Genomic DNA, 13,363 nt, shown 5'->3' with positions numbered 1-13,363 from the left:
TTGTCAGTAAATAGTATTTTGCGGCGAATCGCCATGCAATGCGCATTTGCCAGCTGCATTTGGATGATTCCGATTGTGGCGGAAAACTTTGCGTCGCTCTGGCGATGCCACTACTATCGTTCAACTTTTTATGACCAAACGATGACCTGATGCCAAAATTACGCCTTATTACCTTTACATTGCTAGCGCTTAGCGCCGCTACGGCGGTTCACGCAGAAGAAAAGCGCTACGTTTCCGATGAGCTGAGCACCTGGGTTCGCAGCGGTCCTGGCGATAACTATCGTCTGGTCGGCACCATTAACGCCGGCGAAGCCGTCGACGTTTTGCAAACCAACGACAGCACGAATTACGCGCAGGTACGCGATAGCAACGGCCGTACCGCCTGGATCCCGCTGAAAGAGCTGAGCAACGAGCCCAGCCTGCGCATTCGCGTGCCGGATCTGGAAAATCAGGTCAAAACGCTGACCGACAAGCTGAACAATATTGACGCCACCTGGAACCAGCGTACCGCCGACATGCAGAAAAAAGTCGCCGGTAGCGATGGCGCGATCAATGCCCTGAAAGAAGAGAACCAAAAGCTGAAAAACGAGCTGGTTGTCGCTCAGAAAAAGGTGAACGCGGCGAATCTGCAGCTTGATGATAAACAGCGCACCATTATCATGCAGTGGTTTATGTACGGCGGCGGCGTGCTTGGCGTCGGTCTGATCCTTGGTCTGGTGCTGCCGCATCTGGTACCGAGCCGCAAGCGTAAAGACCGGTGGATGAACTAATTCGTCTTCTCTGCCAGACTTACGTATCATCTTGCGAAAAGTCGATGCGGGAGAAACAGGCGTGAAGATTTATTTGGTCGGTGGTGCGGTACGAGATGCGTTATTAGGACTACCGGTCAAAGACAGAGACTGGGTGGTGGTTGGCGCCACGCCCCAGCAGTTGCTCGACGCGGGCTACCAGCAGGTAGGCCGCGATTTTCCCGTGTTTCTTCACCCGCAAAGCCGTGAAGAGTACGCCCTCGCGCGTACCGAACGTAAATCCGGTTCCGGCTATACCGGTTTCACCTGTTATGCCGCCGCTGACGTCACCCTTGAGCAAGATCTACTGCGCCGCGATCTCACCATTAACGCGCTGGCTCAGGACACTGACGGTCAGATTTACGATCCCTATGGCGGCCAGGCCGATTTACGCCAGCGCCTGCTGCGCCACGTCTCCCCGGCCTTTAGCGAAGATCCGCTACGTGTACTGCGCGTCGCGCGTTTTGCCGCACGTTATGCCCATCTCGGTTTTCGCATTGCCGATGAAACCATGGCGCTGATGCGCGCGATGGCGGACGCCGGCGAACTGGCGCATTTGACGGCGGAGCGGGTATGGAAAGAGACGGAAAACGCGCTTGGCACGCGTAATCCGCAGGTCTTTTTCCAGACCCTGCGCGACTGCCACGCGCTGAAGGTTCTGTTCCCGGAAATCGACGCCCTGTACGGCGTCCCCGCGCCGGCCAAATGGCATCCGGAAATCGACACCGGCGTTCACACCCTGATGACGCTCACCATGGCGGCGATGCTATCACCGGCCATCGATGTCCGTTTCGCCACCCTGTGCCACGATCTTGGCAAGGGCTTAACGCCCAAAGAGTTCTGGCCGCGCCACCATGGCCACGGCCCGGCGGGTGTAAAACTGGTGGAACAGATTTGCCAGCGCCTGCGGGTACCGAACGATATCCGCGATCTGGCCAGACTGGTCGCCGAATTCCACGATCTGATCCACACCCTGCCGATCCTGCAGCCAAAAACCATCGTGAAGCTGTTTGATAGCATCGATGCCTGGCGCAAGCCGCAGCGTGTACAGCAAATCGCCCTCACCAGCGAGGCCGACGTGCGCGGGCGTACCGGTTTTGAATCCTGCGATTATCCGCAGGGGCGCCTGCTGCTTGAAGCCTGGGAAGTGGCGCAGTCGGTCTCCACTAAAGAGGTGGTAGCGGAAGGTTTCAAAGGGCCGGAGATTCGCGAAGAGCTGACGCGGCGCAGAATTGCGGCCGTGGGGCAGTGGAAAGAACAACGTTGCCCCCAGCCGCAAGGCTGAGGGCCTGGGCCTTAGAAGAAGACCACGTAGACGGCTGCCGCGACGATAAAGCGGTAGATTGCGAACGGAATAAACGAAATACGTTTAATCAGCTGCAGGAAGGTTTTAATCGCAATCAGCGCCACGATGAACGCCATGATAAAACCGACGGCAAACATCGGAATATCCCCGGTATTAAGGAAGCCGATGCTCTTGTAGACGTCCAGCACGGTGGCGCCCATCATCATCGGTACCGCCAGCAGGAATGAGAACTCGGATGCCGCATAGCGGCTAACGCCCATCAGCATGCCCCCGGAAATGGTCGCTCCGGAGCGAGAGAAGCCCGGCCACAGCGCCAGACACTGGAAGCAGCCGATGGCAAACGCCTGACCATAGGTCATGTCGTCAAGACCCAACGCGCGCGGCTCTTTCGGTTTGAATAGCTCCGCCGCGATCAGCAGGAAGCCGCCGACAATCAGCGCGTACATCACGTTAACCGGGTTAAACAGCGATTTAATCAGGTCATGAAACACCAGCCCCAGCACCACCGCCGGGATCATGCCTAACAGGATATGAATCAGCGACAAGCGCCCCTTGCTTACGCCCTCATGCTGCAGAGGACGGCCAAAATGAATGCCGATCAGGCCAAACAGTCGACGCCAGAACACCACGACGACGGCGAGAATAGATCCTAATTGAATTACAACTTCAAAAGTATTGGCGGTATCCCCTTCAAAACCAAGGAGATGACCAACGATAATCATATGACCTGTACTGGAAACCGGTAAAAACTCCGTCAACCCTTCAACCACACCCAAAATTGCCGCTATCAGCAGCGAGTGTAAATCGCCCATTCAATAAACCCTTAAAATAAAAAGTAAAATTAAAATCCAGGCACTAAGACCGGTATAAAACAAATTTGTTTAAACATTATGACGAGAAACGTTTTGTTTCAGATTACTGCCACGTTCAATGATCACGCCAACGTTGGCCGCACGGGCCACCGCGCCAGGCTTGCTGACTTTAATCCGCACCCACGGAGAATTGAATTTTTGCAACAGTAGATCGGCTATCTCTTCCGCCACCCGTTCTACCAGCGCAAAACGCCCGCCCTCAACGTGGTTGATAACCAACTCGCTGATATCAGCATAGCTCAGGCAATCGCTCACATCGTCGCTGGCGGCCGCTTTGCGGTTATCCCACGCCATTTCGATATCGAACACTAACTTCTGTTCGATGGTCTGTTCCCAGTCGTAAACACCGATAGTGGTGATTACCGAAAGTTGCTCTATAAATACAATATCCATCACGACCTGCCTGCTTTTTGGCTAAACCGGATACCACTTCCGGCGAATTATGCGTATTATCCACAGATGCAAAGACATCCCCTAAAGAATTCACGTGCCCTGACAGCGGTGACGCAGCAAGATTACGGGAACATAGCAGCATCACTATGTAACCTATCGCGCAGAGAAAGCCAACAAGCTGTTAACACGAAAATGGGTGGGGTTCTAACGACGTTTTCAAAATGGAACAGCTGATGAGTGCAATCGCGCCTGGACTAGTTATCCTCGCCTACCTCTGCGGCTCAATTTCCAGCGCCATTCTGGTGTGCCGTCTTGCTGGTTTGCCCGACCCTCGCGATAGCGGTTCCGGCAACCCCGGGGCGACGAACGTACTCCGAATTGGCGGCAAGGGAGCAGCCGTAACGGTATTAATTTTTGATGTCCTGAAAGGGATGCTGCCGGTTTGGGGCGCCTGGGCGCTCGGTCTGACGCCGTTCTGGCTCGGGCTGGTGGCGATCGCCGCCTGCGTAGGCCATATCTGGCCGGTGTTCTTTAATTTCCGCGGCGGTAAAGGCGTGGCGACCGCATTTGGCGCTATCGCGCCCATCGGCTGGGATCTCACCGGCGTAATGGCCGGTACCTGGCTGCTGACTATTCTGCTCAGCGGGTATTCCTCGCTGGGCGCTATCGTCAGCGCGTTGGTAGCCCCTTTCTACGTCTGGTGGTTCAAACCGCAGTATACTTTCCCGGTCTCCATGCTCTCCTGCCTTATCCTGCTACGCCATCACGACAATATCCAGCGTCTGTGGCGCCGTCAGGAAACGAAAATCTGGTCACGCTTTAAGAAGAAGAAAAAAACGCCAGAGCAGAAATAATCCCCGCGCCCGGCCGCCTGGGCCGGGCCGTTTTGCCGCCACAAACGCATTCTATTTCCCACTTTTTTAGCCAATCATAGCGGCAAATGAGAAAACCAAAGATAATCCTTTCACTACAATGACTTAGTTATGAGTTATAACCAAAAGTGATTTTTTCACCCCCGCGTCGCTGTTTACTCTGAAACTCTTTATAAGAGAAAAAAGCACAACACCATGACTGATGTAATTAACGCGACGCCTGCGGCAACCTCTGCGTCGCCCGGCGGGGAAGTAAAATGGATCGGCAGCGCGGCGGACGTCTCGCGCCTCATCAACGAAGGCAGCAGCGGGCGCAATAACGCGCGTATCGTCATGGGAATCGCCCTCGGCGGTATTTTCCTTGATGCCTACGATCTTGGCTCGTTGGCCTTCGGGCTGAAAGATATCACCCGGGAATTCAACCTGACGCCTGCCGGTACCGGGATGGTCGCCTCGGCCATCACCTTCGGCGCTATCGTTGGCGCGCTGCTCGGCGGTTATCTGACCGACAAAATTGGCCGCTACCGCGTGTTTATGGCGGATATGCTGTTCTTCGTGGTAGCGGCCATCGCCTGCGCGCTGGCGCCGAATGAATACGTCCTTACCGGCGCGCGCTTCGTGATGGGGCTGGGCGTCGGGATCGACCTGCCGGTGGCGATGGCGTTTCTCAGCGAATTCGCGAGGCTCAAAGGTCCCGGCAACAAGGCGGCCAGCGTGGCGATGTGGTGCCCAACGTGGTACGCGGCGATCAGCATTTCATATCTGCTGGTACTCTTTTTTTATGCCGTCCTGCCGGAAAGCCATAGTGACTGGCTATGGCGGATTATCCTTGGTTTTGGCGCCATCCCGGCGCTGGTGATTATCGCCATCCGCAGCCGCTACATGAGCGAATCGCCGGTGTGGGCCGCCAACCAGGGTAACCTGCGTGAAGCTGCTTCTATTCTACGCCAGGCGTACAACATCAACGCACACGTTGCCCAGGACGCGCTGGAAAAACCGGCGCCCAAAGTTCGTAGCGCCCAATGGAGTAACTATCTGCGCCTGTTCCGCGGCGTCTACCTGCGCCGCACGACGCTCTCTACCCTGCTGTCAGTGGTTTCCTCGTTTGCCTATAACGCCGTCGCGTTCGGTCTGCCGGTGATCATCTCCAGCTTCTTCGTGCAATCGATGCTGACGACGATTTTGATTTCGCTGGCGCTGAATCTGCTGTTCGCTTTCGTGGGAGGGATACTGGCGGTACGCCTGGTACCGCGCTTCGGGGCGTGGCGGATGTCGCTGGCGGGTTATGGCTGCCAGCTGACGGCGCTGCTCGGCCTGGCGCTGATTGGCCGCCCTGATGGCGCAGGTGAAGGCGTCGCTGCCGTGGCGATGCTGGCGCTGTTCCTTTTCGGCCAGGGATTCGGCCCCGGCGCGCACACCATGACCTTCGCCTCGTTAAGCTATCCGACATCGCTGCGCGGCGTTGGCGTCGGGCTCAACCAGACGCTCATGCGCGGAAGCTCGACGCTTTCTTTATTCCTCTTCCCGCTGCTGGTCGCCGCGCTGGATACCCGCGTCTTCTGGATCATCGCCGCGGCGCCGCTGATTGGGCTATTGTCGCTGTTGGCTATCCGCTGGGAGCCGTCGGGCTACGACATCGACGCCGAAGATTATCAGCAGCCTTAATCCACGCGTAAAAAAGCCGCCTCGATGGGCGGCTTTTGTTTGTAACAGGCTTATCAGGCGGCCGGCAGTTCTGCCAACGGCCAGCGCGGACGCACGGTGACGCCGAGGCCGGCATTAGCACCGCCCTGCAGGCGGACCATCCCGGCGTAAGCGATCATCGCGCCGTTATCGGTACAGAACTCAGGGCGGGCATAAAATACTTCGCCGCCGCGTTTGCTCATCATTTCCGCCAGCTTCGCGCGCAGCGTACGGTTAGCGCTCACGCCTCCCGCCATCACCAGACGCTTAAAGCCGGTTTGCTCCAGCGCGCGGCGGCATTTAATCATCAGCGTATCGACAACCGCGTCTTCAAATGCGCGGGCGATATCGGCACGGGTTTGCTCATCGTCGCCGTTGTTACGAATGGTATTGGCGGCGAAGGTCTTCAGGCCGGAGAAGCTGAAATCAAGCCCTGGACGATCGGTCATCGGCCGCGGGAAGACGAAGCGACCTTCCGTGCCCTGGGACGCCATTTTCGACAGCATCGGCCCGCCGGGATAATCCAGCCCCAGCAGTTTCGCCGTCTTATCAAAGGCTTCGCCAGCGGCATCGTCGATTGACTCGCCCAACAGCTCATACTGACCAATGCCGGTGACGCTAATCAGCTGGGTGTGGCCGCCGGAAACCAGCAGAGCGACGAACGGGAACGCCGGCGGGTTATCTTCCAGCATCGGCGCCAGCAGATGCCCTTCCATATGGTGTACCGGGATCGCCGGCACGTTCCAGGCGAACGCCAGGGAGCGGCCAACGGTCGCGCCGACCAGCAGCGCGCCCACCAGGCCAGGGCCTGCCGTATAGGCAACGGCATCAATATCTTTCGCCGTCAGGCCCGCTTCTTTGAGCGCCGCCTGAATCAGCGGAACGGTTTTACGTACGTGGTCGCGCGACGCCAGCTCAGGCACCACGCCGCCGTAGTCAGCATGTAATTTCACCTGACTATACAGTTGGTTGGCTAACAGACCTTGTTTATCGTCGTAAATAGCGATGCCGGTTTCATCGCAGGATGTTTCAATTCCCAGTACACGCATGAGTTGTTTTACCTCGTTTCAATACCGCGCAGTGTAGGACCAATGACCGGCGATGTAAAACTTTGCTCACCCCTGGTGTTCTCTTCGTGTATACTCCTCACCCTTATAAAAGTCCCCTTTCAAAAAAGGCGCCGGTGCTTTACAAAGCAGCAGTAGTTGCAGTAAAATTCCGCACCATTTTGAAATAAGCTGGCATTGCGGCCAGCGGCAAACCGAATTAATCAAAGGTGAGAGGCACATGCCGGTAATTAAAGTACGTGAAAACGAGCCGTTCGACGTAGCTCTGCGTCGCTTCAAGCGTTCCTGCGAAAAAGCAGGTGTTCTGGCGGAAGTTCGTCGTCGTGAGTTCTATGAAAAACCGACTACCGAACGTAAGCGCGCTAAAGCTTCTGCAGTGAAACGTCACGCGAAGAAACTGGCTCGCGAAAACGCACGCCGCACTCGTCTGTACTAATCTGTTGAGAGCGAAGCTCTCAATTCAGACCGAGTTGTAGTTGTAAGGCCGTGCTTCCGAAAGGAATGCGCGGCTTATTTTCGTTTATGCATTAGCAGATACACGAGATCGTTCAAACTGTCTTCAGGCAATACATCGAGGCCGTTTGCAGGATGCAGTGTATAGATTACGGGGCATATGGCTGGACGAATCCCACGCGTATTTATCAATGACCTGCTGGCGCGCACCGACATCATCGATCTGATCGATGCTCGGGTGAAGCTGAAAAAGCAGGGCAAGAATTATCACGCGTGTTGTCCATTCCATAACGAAAAAACCCCCTCCTTCACCGTCAACGGTGAAAAACAGTTTTACCATTGCTTCGGCTGCGGTGCGCACGGCAACGCCATCGACTTTCTGATGAACTACGACAAGCTCGAGTTCGTCGAAACCGTCGAAGAGCTGGCCGCCATGCACAACCTTGAAGTGCCCTATGAAGCAGGTAATGGACCGAGCCAGATAGAACGGCATCAGCGGCAAAATCTCTATCAGTTGCTGGACGGTCTGAACACGTTTTACCAACAGTCTCTGAATCAACCCGCCGCCGAACCCGCGCGCCAGTATCTGGCAAAACGCGGCTTAAGCAGCGAGGTGATTACCCGCTTCGCAATAGGCTTCGCTCCCCCTGGCTGGGATAACGTTTTAAAACGTTTTGGCGGCAATCAGGAAAACCGCCAGTCGCTTATTGATGCAGGCATGCTGGTCACCAACGATCAGGGGCGCAGTTACGACCGCTTCCGCGAACGGGTAATGTTCCCGATCCGCGATAAGCGAGGCCGGGTGATTGGTTTTGGCGGGCGCGTGCTGGGCGATGCGCTGCCAAAATACCTGAACTCCCCGGAGACCGATATTTTCCATAAAGGCCGCCAGCTGTACGGCCTGTATGAAACGCAGCAGGATAACGCCGAACCTCAGCGTCTGCTGGTGGTCGAAGGCTATATGGATGTCGTCGCGCTGGCGCAGTACGGCATTAATTATGCCGTGGCCTCGCTGGGCACCTCGACGACCGCCGACCACATTCAGCTGTTGTTCCGGGCGACCAATCAGGTCATCTGCTGTTACGACGGCGACCGGGCTGGCCGCGATGCGGCATGGCGCGCGCTGGAAACGGCGCTGCCGTATATGACCGATGGCCGCCAGCTGCGTTTTATGTTTTTACCTGATGGCGAAGACCCGGATACGCTGGTGCGTAAAGAGGGCAAAGAGGCGTTTGAAGCGCGGATGGAGCAGGCACAGCCGCTCTCCACGTTTTTATTCAATAGCCTGATGCCGCAGGTCGACCTGAGCACTCCGGATGGGCGCGCGCAGCTGAGTACGCTGGCGCTGCCGCTGATAACCCAAGTGCCGGGTGAAACGCTGCGCATCTATTTGCGTCAGGAGCTGGGTAACAAGCTGGGTATTCTGGATGACGCCCAGCTTGAACGTTTAATGCCGAAACAGGCGGAAAATAGCGCTCAACGCCCGGCGCCGCAGCTAAAACGCACGACCATGCGTATACTTATAGGGTTACTGGTGCAGAACCCCGATCTGGCGCCGCTGGTTCCGCCCTTAACGGGTCTGGATCAGCAGAAGATGCCAGGGCTTGGTTTATTCAGCGAACTGGTCAATACGTGTCTGGCGCAGCCAGGTCTGACCACCGGGCAACTTTTAGAGCAGTATCGCGGGACAAATGAAGCAGCAACCCTTGAAAAACTGTCGATGTGGGACGATATAGCAGATAAGGATATCGCTGAACAAACCTTCACCGACTCGCTCAACCATATGTTTGACTCACTGCTGGAACTGCGACAAGAAGAGTTGATAGCTCGCGATCGCACACACGGTTTAAGCAGTGAGGAGCGCCGGGAACTCTGGACTATCAGCCAGGAACTGGCCAAAAAATGAATTTAACGGCTTAAGTGCCGAATATCGATCGGGAAGCCCCCGACAGCCGCGCTGAGGCGCAGCGGCAATAATATAAGTACGCCCTCGCTTTAAATGTTGGCAGTTCGTCTGCCTGCACCAATCAAACGAATTAAGTGTGGATACCGTCTTATGGAGCAAAACCCGCAGTCACAGCTGAAGCTTCTTGTCCAACGTGGTAAGGAGCAAGGCTATCTGACCTATGCCGAGGTCAATGACCATCTGCCGGAAGATATCGTCGACTCCGATCAGATCGAAGACATCATCCAAATGATCAACGACATGGGTATTCAGGTGATGGAAGAAGCACCGGATGCCGATGATCTGCTGCTTGCTGAAACCTCCAATAATACCGATGAAGACGCAGAAGAAGCGGCGGCCCAGGTGCTGTCGAGCGTTGAATCTGAAATTGGCCGTACGACCGACCCGGTGCGCATGTACATGCGCGAAATGGGTACCGTTGAACTGCTGACCCGCGAAGGCGAAATCGACATCGCTAAACGCATCGAAGACGGGATCAACCAGGTCCAGTGCTCCGTTGCAGAATATCCGGAAGCCATCACCTATCTGCTGGAACAGTACGATCGCGTCGAAGCTGAAGAAGCTCGCCTGTCTGACCTGATCACCGGCTTCGTCGATCCGAACGCTGAAGAAGATATGGCGCCGACCGCCACTCACGTCGGTTCCGAGCTGTCTCAGGAAGAGATGGACGACGACGAAGATGAAGAAGAAGATGATGACGACGACAACAGCGATGACGATAACAGCATCGACCCGGAGCTGGCCCGCGAGAAATTCGCCGAGCTGCGCACCCAGTACGAGCTGACTCGCGACACCATCAAAGCGAAAGGTCGCAGCCACGCCGCCGCGCAGGAAGAGATCCTCAAGCTGTCCGAGGTCTTCAAACAGTTCCGCCTGGTGCCGAAACAGTTCGATTACCTGGTCAACAGCATGCGCAGCATGATGGATCGCGTTCGTACTCAAGAACGTATCATCATGAAGCTGTGCGTTGAACAGTGCAAAATGCCGAAGAAAAACTTCATCACTCTGTTCACCGGCAACGAAACCAGCGAAACCTGGTTCAACGCCGCCGTGGCGATGAACAAGCCGTGGTCCGAGAAGCTGCATGACGTTAAAGAAGACGTTCAGCGCGGCCTGCAGAAACTGCAGCAGATTGAAGAAGAAACCGGTCTGACCATCGAGCAGGTTAAAGATATCAACCGTCGCATGTCCATCGGCGAAGCAAAAGCACGTCGTGCGAAGAAAGAGATGGTTGAAGCGAACTTACGTCTGGTTATTTCTATCGCCAAGAAATACACCAACCGCGGTCTGCAGTTCCTCGACCTGATTCAGGAAGGCAACATCGGCCTGATGAAAGCGGTAGATAAGTTTGAATACCGTCGTGGCTACAAGTTCTCCACCTACGCGACCTGGTGGATCCGTCAGGCTATTACCCGTTCCATCGCGGATCAGGCGCGCACCATCCGTATTCCGGTGCATATGATTGAGACTATCAACAAGCTCAACCGTATCTCCCGCCAGATGCTGCAGGAAATGGGCCGCGAGCCGACGCCGGAAGAGCTGGCTGAGCGCATGCTGATGCCGGAAGACAAAATCCGTAAGGTGCTGAAAATCGCCAAAGAGCCAATCTCCATGGAAACGCCGATCGGCGACGATGAAGATTCGCATCTGGGTGACTTCATCGAGGATACCACCCTCGAGCTGCCGCTGGATTCTGCGACCACCGAGAGCCTGCGTGCGGCAACGCACGACGTACTGGCGGGGCTCACCGCTCGTGAAGCGAAAGTGCTGCGTATGCGTTTCGGTATCGACATGAACACCGACCACACGCTGGAAGAAGTAGGTAAACAGTTCGACGTTACCCGCGAACGTATTCGTCAGATCGAAGCCAAGGCGCTGCGTAAACTGCGCCACCCAAGCCGTTCTGAAGTGCTGCGTAGCTTCCTCGACGATTAATCGTCGCGCTGCAAAGAGAGTAAAAAGCTCCCCGCGGGGAGCTTTTTTATGCCTGCTGTTCGGGCGCCATCACCGCCCTCGCCCCGCCAGCGCCTCATCCAGTTCGCGATAGGCTTCAACCAGCTTGTCCAGCGTCGCCCGGTTCAAACCGCTGGGATTGGGCAGCACCCAGATTTCGGTTTCACCGATGGTCGCTTCCTGCTTTCCCCACTTTGCGCCACGCACCCTGAACGCCTGCTCATAGGCCTGCTTGCCGAGCACCGCCAGCGCCTGCGGCTGATAGTCCTGGATTTTGCTTATTAGCTCCTGCGCGCCATTACGCAGCTCCAGCAGGGCAACCTCGCTGGCCTGTACCGTCGGCCGCTCAACCAGCATGGTGATACCGCAGCCGGTATCCAGTAGATGCTGCTCCTCTTCCGGCTTCAGCTGTCGCTCGGTGAACCCCGCCTGGTGAATGACCTTCCAGAAACGATTGCCGGGATGGGCAAAATGGAACCCCGTATGCGCGGAGGACTTCCCCGGATTGATCCCGCAAAAGACCACCCGCAGCCCCGGCGCCAGGATATCACTAATCATAATTTCTCCGGCTGAATGACTAAAAAGCTGATTATAAAGGATTGAAAATGCATTGTTTATAAAAACAGCAGCCGAGCGCTTTACGCTGGATTGCAGCGTGCAGTTACATTATAATCCCTCGCCACGGCCCCTTAGCTCAGTGGTTAGAGCAGGCGACTCATAATCGCTTGGTCGTTGGTTCAAACCCAACAGGGGCCACCAATTTTCAAGGACTTACGTGCCACATTAAGTTCTCACGCTTTTCTAGGATACTCATAGGATACCGTAGCCAGGTAAAACCGAGTATTCCTCAGTGTTATACAGTTGGGTCGTAGCAGCCGTTCAACTGAAATTTAAGAAAGTGCTACGGGTTTGAGTGCCCCTCATAGGCAACCTCAAGGAGTATTCTATGGATACTGTCGAAAAGGGCTCAGACCTGCTGTCTAAGCGTATCTATGCTATGAGCGGTCTTATCATGGCTCTAGCAAGTGCCGGGCTTAATGCCTCTCTTGTTATCCTTGTAAGCATCGTTCTGGTCTTTCTGCTACGTAGATGATGGCGTAACAAGCCCGGCCTAACGAAAGTTAGGCCACCTTTCACTTCTGATGTCTTCATTACCTATTAAATATCAGGATCCTGACATGGCTACACAATTTGAAAAACTTAAAGAAGAACTTGCCGAACTAGACAAAATGGGCCATCAACTCTTTTTCTCAATGTATAAAGAATGTGACCAACTTGATGAAAAAACAATAAAAGAAATTGAAAAAAATGGTTGGACCTTTGTTAAGGTAGCTAACGAATATCAACAATGGTATACAAAAGCTTATCGAGTCGTTTCCCAGATAATTCCTGAGAGACTGGAAGAGTTTGAAAGATTATATAAAGGAGATCCCAAACGAAAAGAAGTTACGTATGGTAACTATTGTATTTCAGACTATTTAATTGGATTAATACGAAAAAACGGATTAGGAGAGCTTGTAAGGAAACCAAGCGACGCTATAAGTAAAATGGAAATTCAATATAAAATCCTCTCATCCGCAAAAGAAAGATTTAAAAGCGTTCTATTTGATATAAAAGACATTGTACAAGCTGATATCTTTGACTCAGAGCTAGATACTGCTAGAGAGCTTAATAAAAAAGGATTCATTCGTGCCGCAGGTGCAGTTGCTGGAGTTGTGTTAGAAAAGCATTTAGCACATGTCTGTGAGCTCCATAAATTCAAACCAAGGAAGGCCCACCCTTCCATATCCGAATACAACCAAATACTAAAAGACAATGATATTTTAGATACTCCAACATGGAGATTCATTCAACATTTAGGGGATATTAGAAATATTTGTGATCATGGAAAAGATAGAGAACCGACTAAAGAAGAAGTAAGTGAACTCATAGCTGGCATTGATAAAATAACAAAAACTGTTTTTTAATGTTTTCCATATAAATCATATGACCGTTGTTGTGGTCATATGA

Annotated in this window: 13 protein-coding genes and 1 tRNA gene; 10 read left to right on the top strand and 4 right to left on the bottom strand. The window is 54.2% G+C overall.

Going from position 1 to position 13,363, the window contains the following annotated elements; all coding sequences use genetic code 11:
• Positions 1-149 precede the first annotated feature (149 nt).
• Together ABLV08_RS12930 and ABLV08_RS12925 are read left to right on the top strand one after the other, a co-directional pair.
• Positions 150-770 carry a TIGR04211 family SH3 domain-containing protein gene (locus tag ABLV08_RS12930; protein ID WP_015369636.1) on the top strand — a complete coding sequence of 207 codons (621 nt, stop codon included), beginning with the start codon at positions 150-152 and terminating at the stop codon, positions 768-770.
• Between the two features lie 61 nt (positions 771-831).
• The gene (locus ABLV08_RS12925) at positions 832-2,073 is read left to right on the top strand and encodes a multifunctional CCA addition/repair protein (protein WP_015703520.1); all 1,242 of its coding nucleotides are present in this window, start codon (positions 832-834) and stop codon (positions 2,071-2,073) included.
• An 11-nt stretch (positions 2,074-2,084) separates the two neighbouring features.
• Here ABLV08_RS12925 and bacA read toward each other — a convergent pair whose 3' ends face one another.
• Both bacA and folB read right to left on the bottom strand, forming a co-directional pair.
• Positions 2,085-2,906 (bottom strand): undecaprenyl-diphosphate phosphatase, encoded by an 822-nt coding sequence (gene bacA, locus ABLV08_RS12920; RefSeq protein WP_348855929.1) that lies wholly within the window; start codon positions 2,904-2,906, stop codon positions 2,085-2,087.
• Between the two features lie 69 nt (positions 2,907-2,975).
• Positions 2,976-3,359 (bottom strand): bifunctional dihydroneopterin aldolase/7,8-dihydroneopterin epimerase, encoded by a 384-nt coding sequence (folB, locus tag ABLV08_RS12915; RefSeq protein WP_020077905.1) that lies wholly within the window; start codon positions 3,357-3,359, stop codon positions 2,976-2,978.
• 233 nt (positions 3,360-3,592) lie between these two features.
• Between folB and plsY the strand changes: the two genes are divergently transcribed.
• Positions 3,593-4,213 carry a glycerol-3-phosphate 1-O-acyltransferase PlsY gene (gene plsY, locus ABLV08_RS12910; RefSeq protein WP_015703522.1) on the top strand — a complete coding sequence of 207 codons (621 nt, stop codon included), beginning with the start codon at positions 3,593-3,595 and terminating at the stop codon, positions 4,211-4,213.
• Positions 4,214-4,426: 213 nt separating this feature from the next.
• Positions 4,427-5,896, top strand: coding sequence for an MFS transporter (locus ABLV08_RS12905; protein ID WP_020077904.1), 1,470 nt, complete (start codon positions 4,427-4,429; stop codon positions 5,894-5,896).
• Between the two features lie 53 nt (positions 5,897-5,949).
• On the opposite strand, the gene tsaD is transcribed toward ABLV08_RS12905, so the two are convergent.
• Positions 5,950-6,963, bottom strand: a complete 1,014-nt coding sequence (tsaD, locus tag ABLV08_RS12900; RefSeq protein ID WP_032712539.1) for a tRNA (adenosine(37)-N6)-threonylcarbamoyltransferase complex transferase subunit TsaD — start codon at positions 6,961-6,963, stop codon at positions 5,950-5,952.
• Positions 6,964-7,201: 238 nt separating this feature from the next.
• Here tsaD and rpsU point away from each other — a divergent pair, with 238 nt between their 5' ends.
• The 3 genes from rpsU to rpoD all read left to right on the top strand — a co-directional run bounded on the left by rpsU (position 7,202) and on the right by rpoD (position 11,335).
• Positions 7,202-7,417 carry a 30S ribosomal protein S21 gene (gene rpsU, locus ABLV08_RS12895; RefSeq protein WP_001144069.1) on the top strand — a complete coding sequence of 72 codons (216 nt, stop codon included), beginning with the start codon at positions 7,202-7,204 and terminating at the stop codon, positions 7,415-7,417.
• Between the two features lie 177 nt (positions 7,418-7,594).
• Positions 7,595-9,340 (top strand): DNA primase, encoded by a 1,746-nt coding sequence (dnaG, locus tag ABLV08_RS12890; protein WP_048229497.1) that lies wholly within the window; start codon positions 7,595-7,597, stop codon positions 9,338-9,340.
• Positions 9,341-9,490: 150 nt separating this feature from the next.
• Positions 9,491-11,335, top strand: a complete 1,845-nt coding sequence (gene rpoD / locus ABLV08_RS12885) for an RNA polymerase sigma factor RpoD (protein ID WP_015369628.1) — start codon at positions 9,491-9,493, stop codon at positions 11,333-11,335.
• A gap of 69 nt (positions 11,336-11,404) precedes the next feature.
• On the opposite strand, the gene mug is transcribed toward rpoD, so the two are convergent.
• A complete protein-coding gene (mug, locus tag ABLV08_RS12880) occupies positions 11,405-11,911 on the bottom strand; it encodes a G/U mismatch-specific DNA glycosylase (RefSeq protein ID WP_020077903.1) in 507 nt (168 codons plus the stop codon).
• Positions 11,912-12,036: 125 nt separating this feature from the next.
• Between mug and ABLV08_RS12875 the strand changes: the two genes are divergently transcribed.
• From ABLV08_RS12875 to ABLV08_RS12865, 3 genes are all read left to right on the top strand, one after another.
• Positions 12,037-12,112: transfer RNA gene (locus ABLV08_RS12875), tRNA-Ile, on the top strand.
• 187 nt (positions 12,113-12,299) lie between these two features.
• Positions 12,300-12,446, top strand: a complete 147-nt coding sequence (locus ABLV08_RS12870) for a hypothetical protein (protein ID WP_196798189.1) — start codon at positions 12,300-12,302, stop codon at positions 12,444-12,446.
• 85 nt (positions 12,447-12,531) lie between these two features.
• Positions 12,532-13,320: a hypothetical protein gene (locus tag ABLV08_RS12865; protein WP_063447606.1), complete on the top strand. Its 789-nt coding sequence runs from the start codon at positions 12,532-12,534 to the stop codon at positions 13,318-13,320.
• Positions 13,321-13,363: the final 43 nt, after the last annotated feature.

Origin of the sequence: Klebsiella sp. CN_Kp088 (assembly GCF_040064335.1) — a bacterium.
Taxonomy (GTDB): domain Bacteria; phylum Pseudomonadota; class Gammaproteobacteria; order Enterobacterales; family Enterobacteriaceae; genus Klebsiella; species Klebsiella aerogenes.
The sequence above is the reverse complement of the archived record's forward strand: the minus strand, read 5'-3'. Positions and strand labels throughout refer to the sequence as shown.

What these genes read in the sequence shown, in the direction of transcription:
- ABLV08_RS12930 (WP_015369636.1), top strand. Translation starts at nt 150, where the DNA reads ATGCCAAAATTACGCCTTATTACCTTTACATTGCTAGCGCTTAGCGCC.
- bacA (WP_348855929.1), bottom strand. Translation starts at nt 2,906, where the DNA reads ATGGGCGATTTACACTCGCTGCTGATAGCGGCAATTTTGGGTGTGGTT.
- folB (WP_020077905.1), bottom strand. Translation starts at nt 3,359, where the DNA reads ATGGATATTGTATTTATAGAGCAACTTTCGGTAATCACCACTATCGGT.
- plsY (WP_015703522.1), top strand. Translation starts at nt 3,593, where the DNA reads ATGAGTGCAATCGCGCCTGGACTAGTTATCCTCGCCTACCTCTGCGGC.
- ABLV08_RS12905 (WP_020077904.1), top strand. Translation starts at nt 4,427, where the DNA reads ATGACTGATGTAATTAACGCGACGCCTGCGGCAACCTCTGCGTCGCCC.
- tsaD (WP_032712539.1), bottom strand. Translation starts at nt 6,963, where the DNA reads ATGCGTGTACTGGGAATTGAAACATCCTGCGATGAAACCGGCATCGCT.
- rpsU (WP_001144069.1), top strand. Translation starts at nt 7,202, where the DNA reads ATGCCGGTAATTAAAGTACGTGAAAACGAGCCGTTCGACGTAGCTCTG.
- dnaG (WP_048229497.1), top strand. Translation starts at nt 7,595, where the DNA reads ATGGCTGGACGAATCCCACGCGTATTTATCAATGACCTGCTGGCGCGC.
- rpoD (WP_015369628.1), top strand. Translation starts at nt 9,491, where the DNA reads ATGGAGCAAAACCCGCAGTCACAGCTGAAGCTTCTTGTCCAACGTGGT.
- mug (WP_020077903.1), bottom strand. Translation starts at nt 11,911, where the DNA reads ATGATTAGTGATATCCTGGCGCCGGGGCTGCGGGTGGTCTTTTGCGGG.
- ABLV08_RS12870 (WP_196798189.1), top strand. Translation starts at nt 12,300, where the DNA reads ATGGATACTGTCGAAAAGGGCTCAGACCTGCTGTCTAAGCGTATCTAT.
- ABLV08_RS12865 (WP_063447606.1), top strand. Translation starts at nt 12,532, where the DNA reads ATGGCTACACAATTTGAAAAACTTAAAGAAGAACTTGCCGAACTAGAC.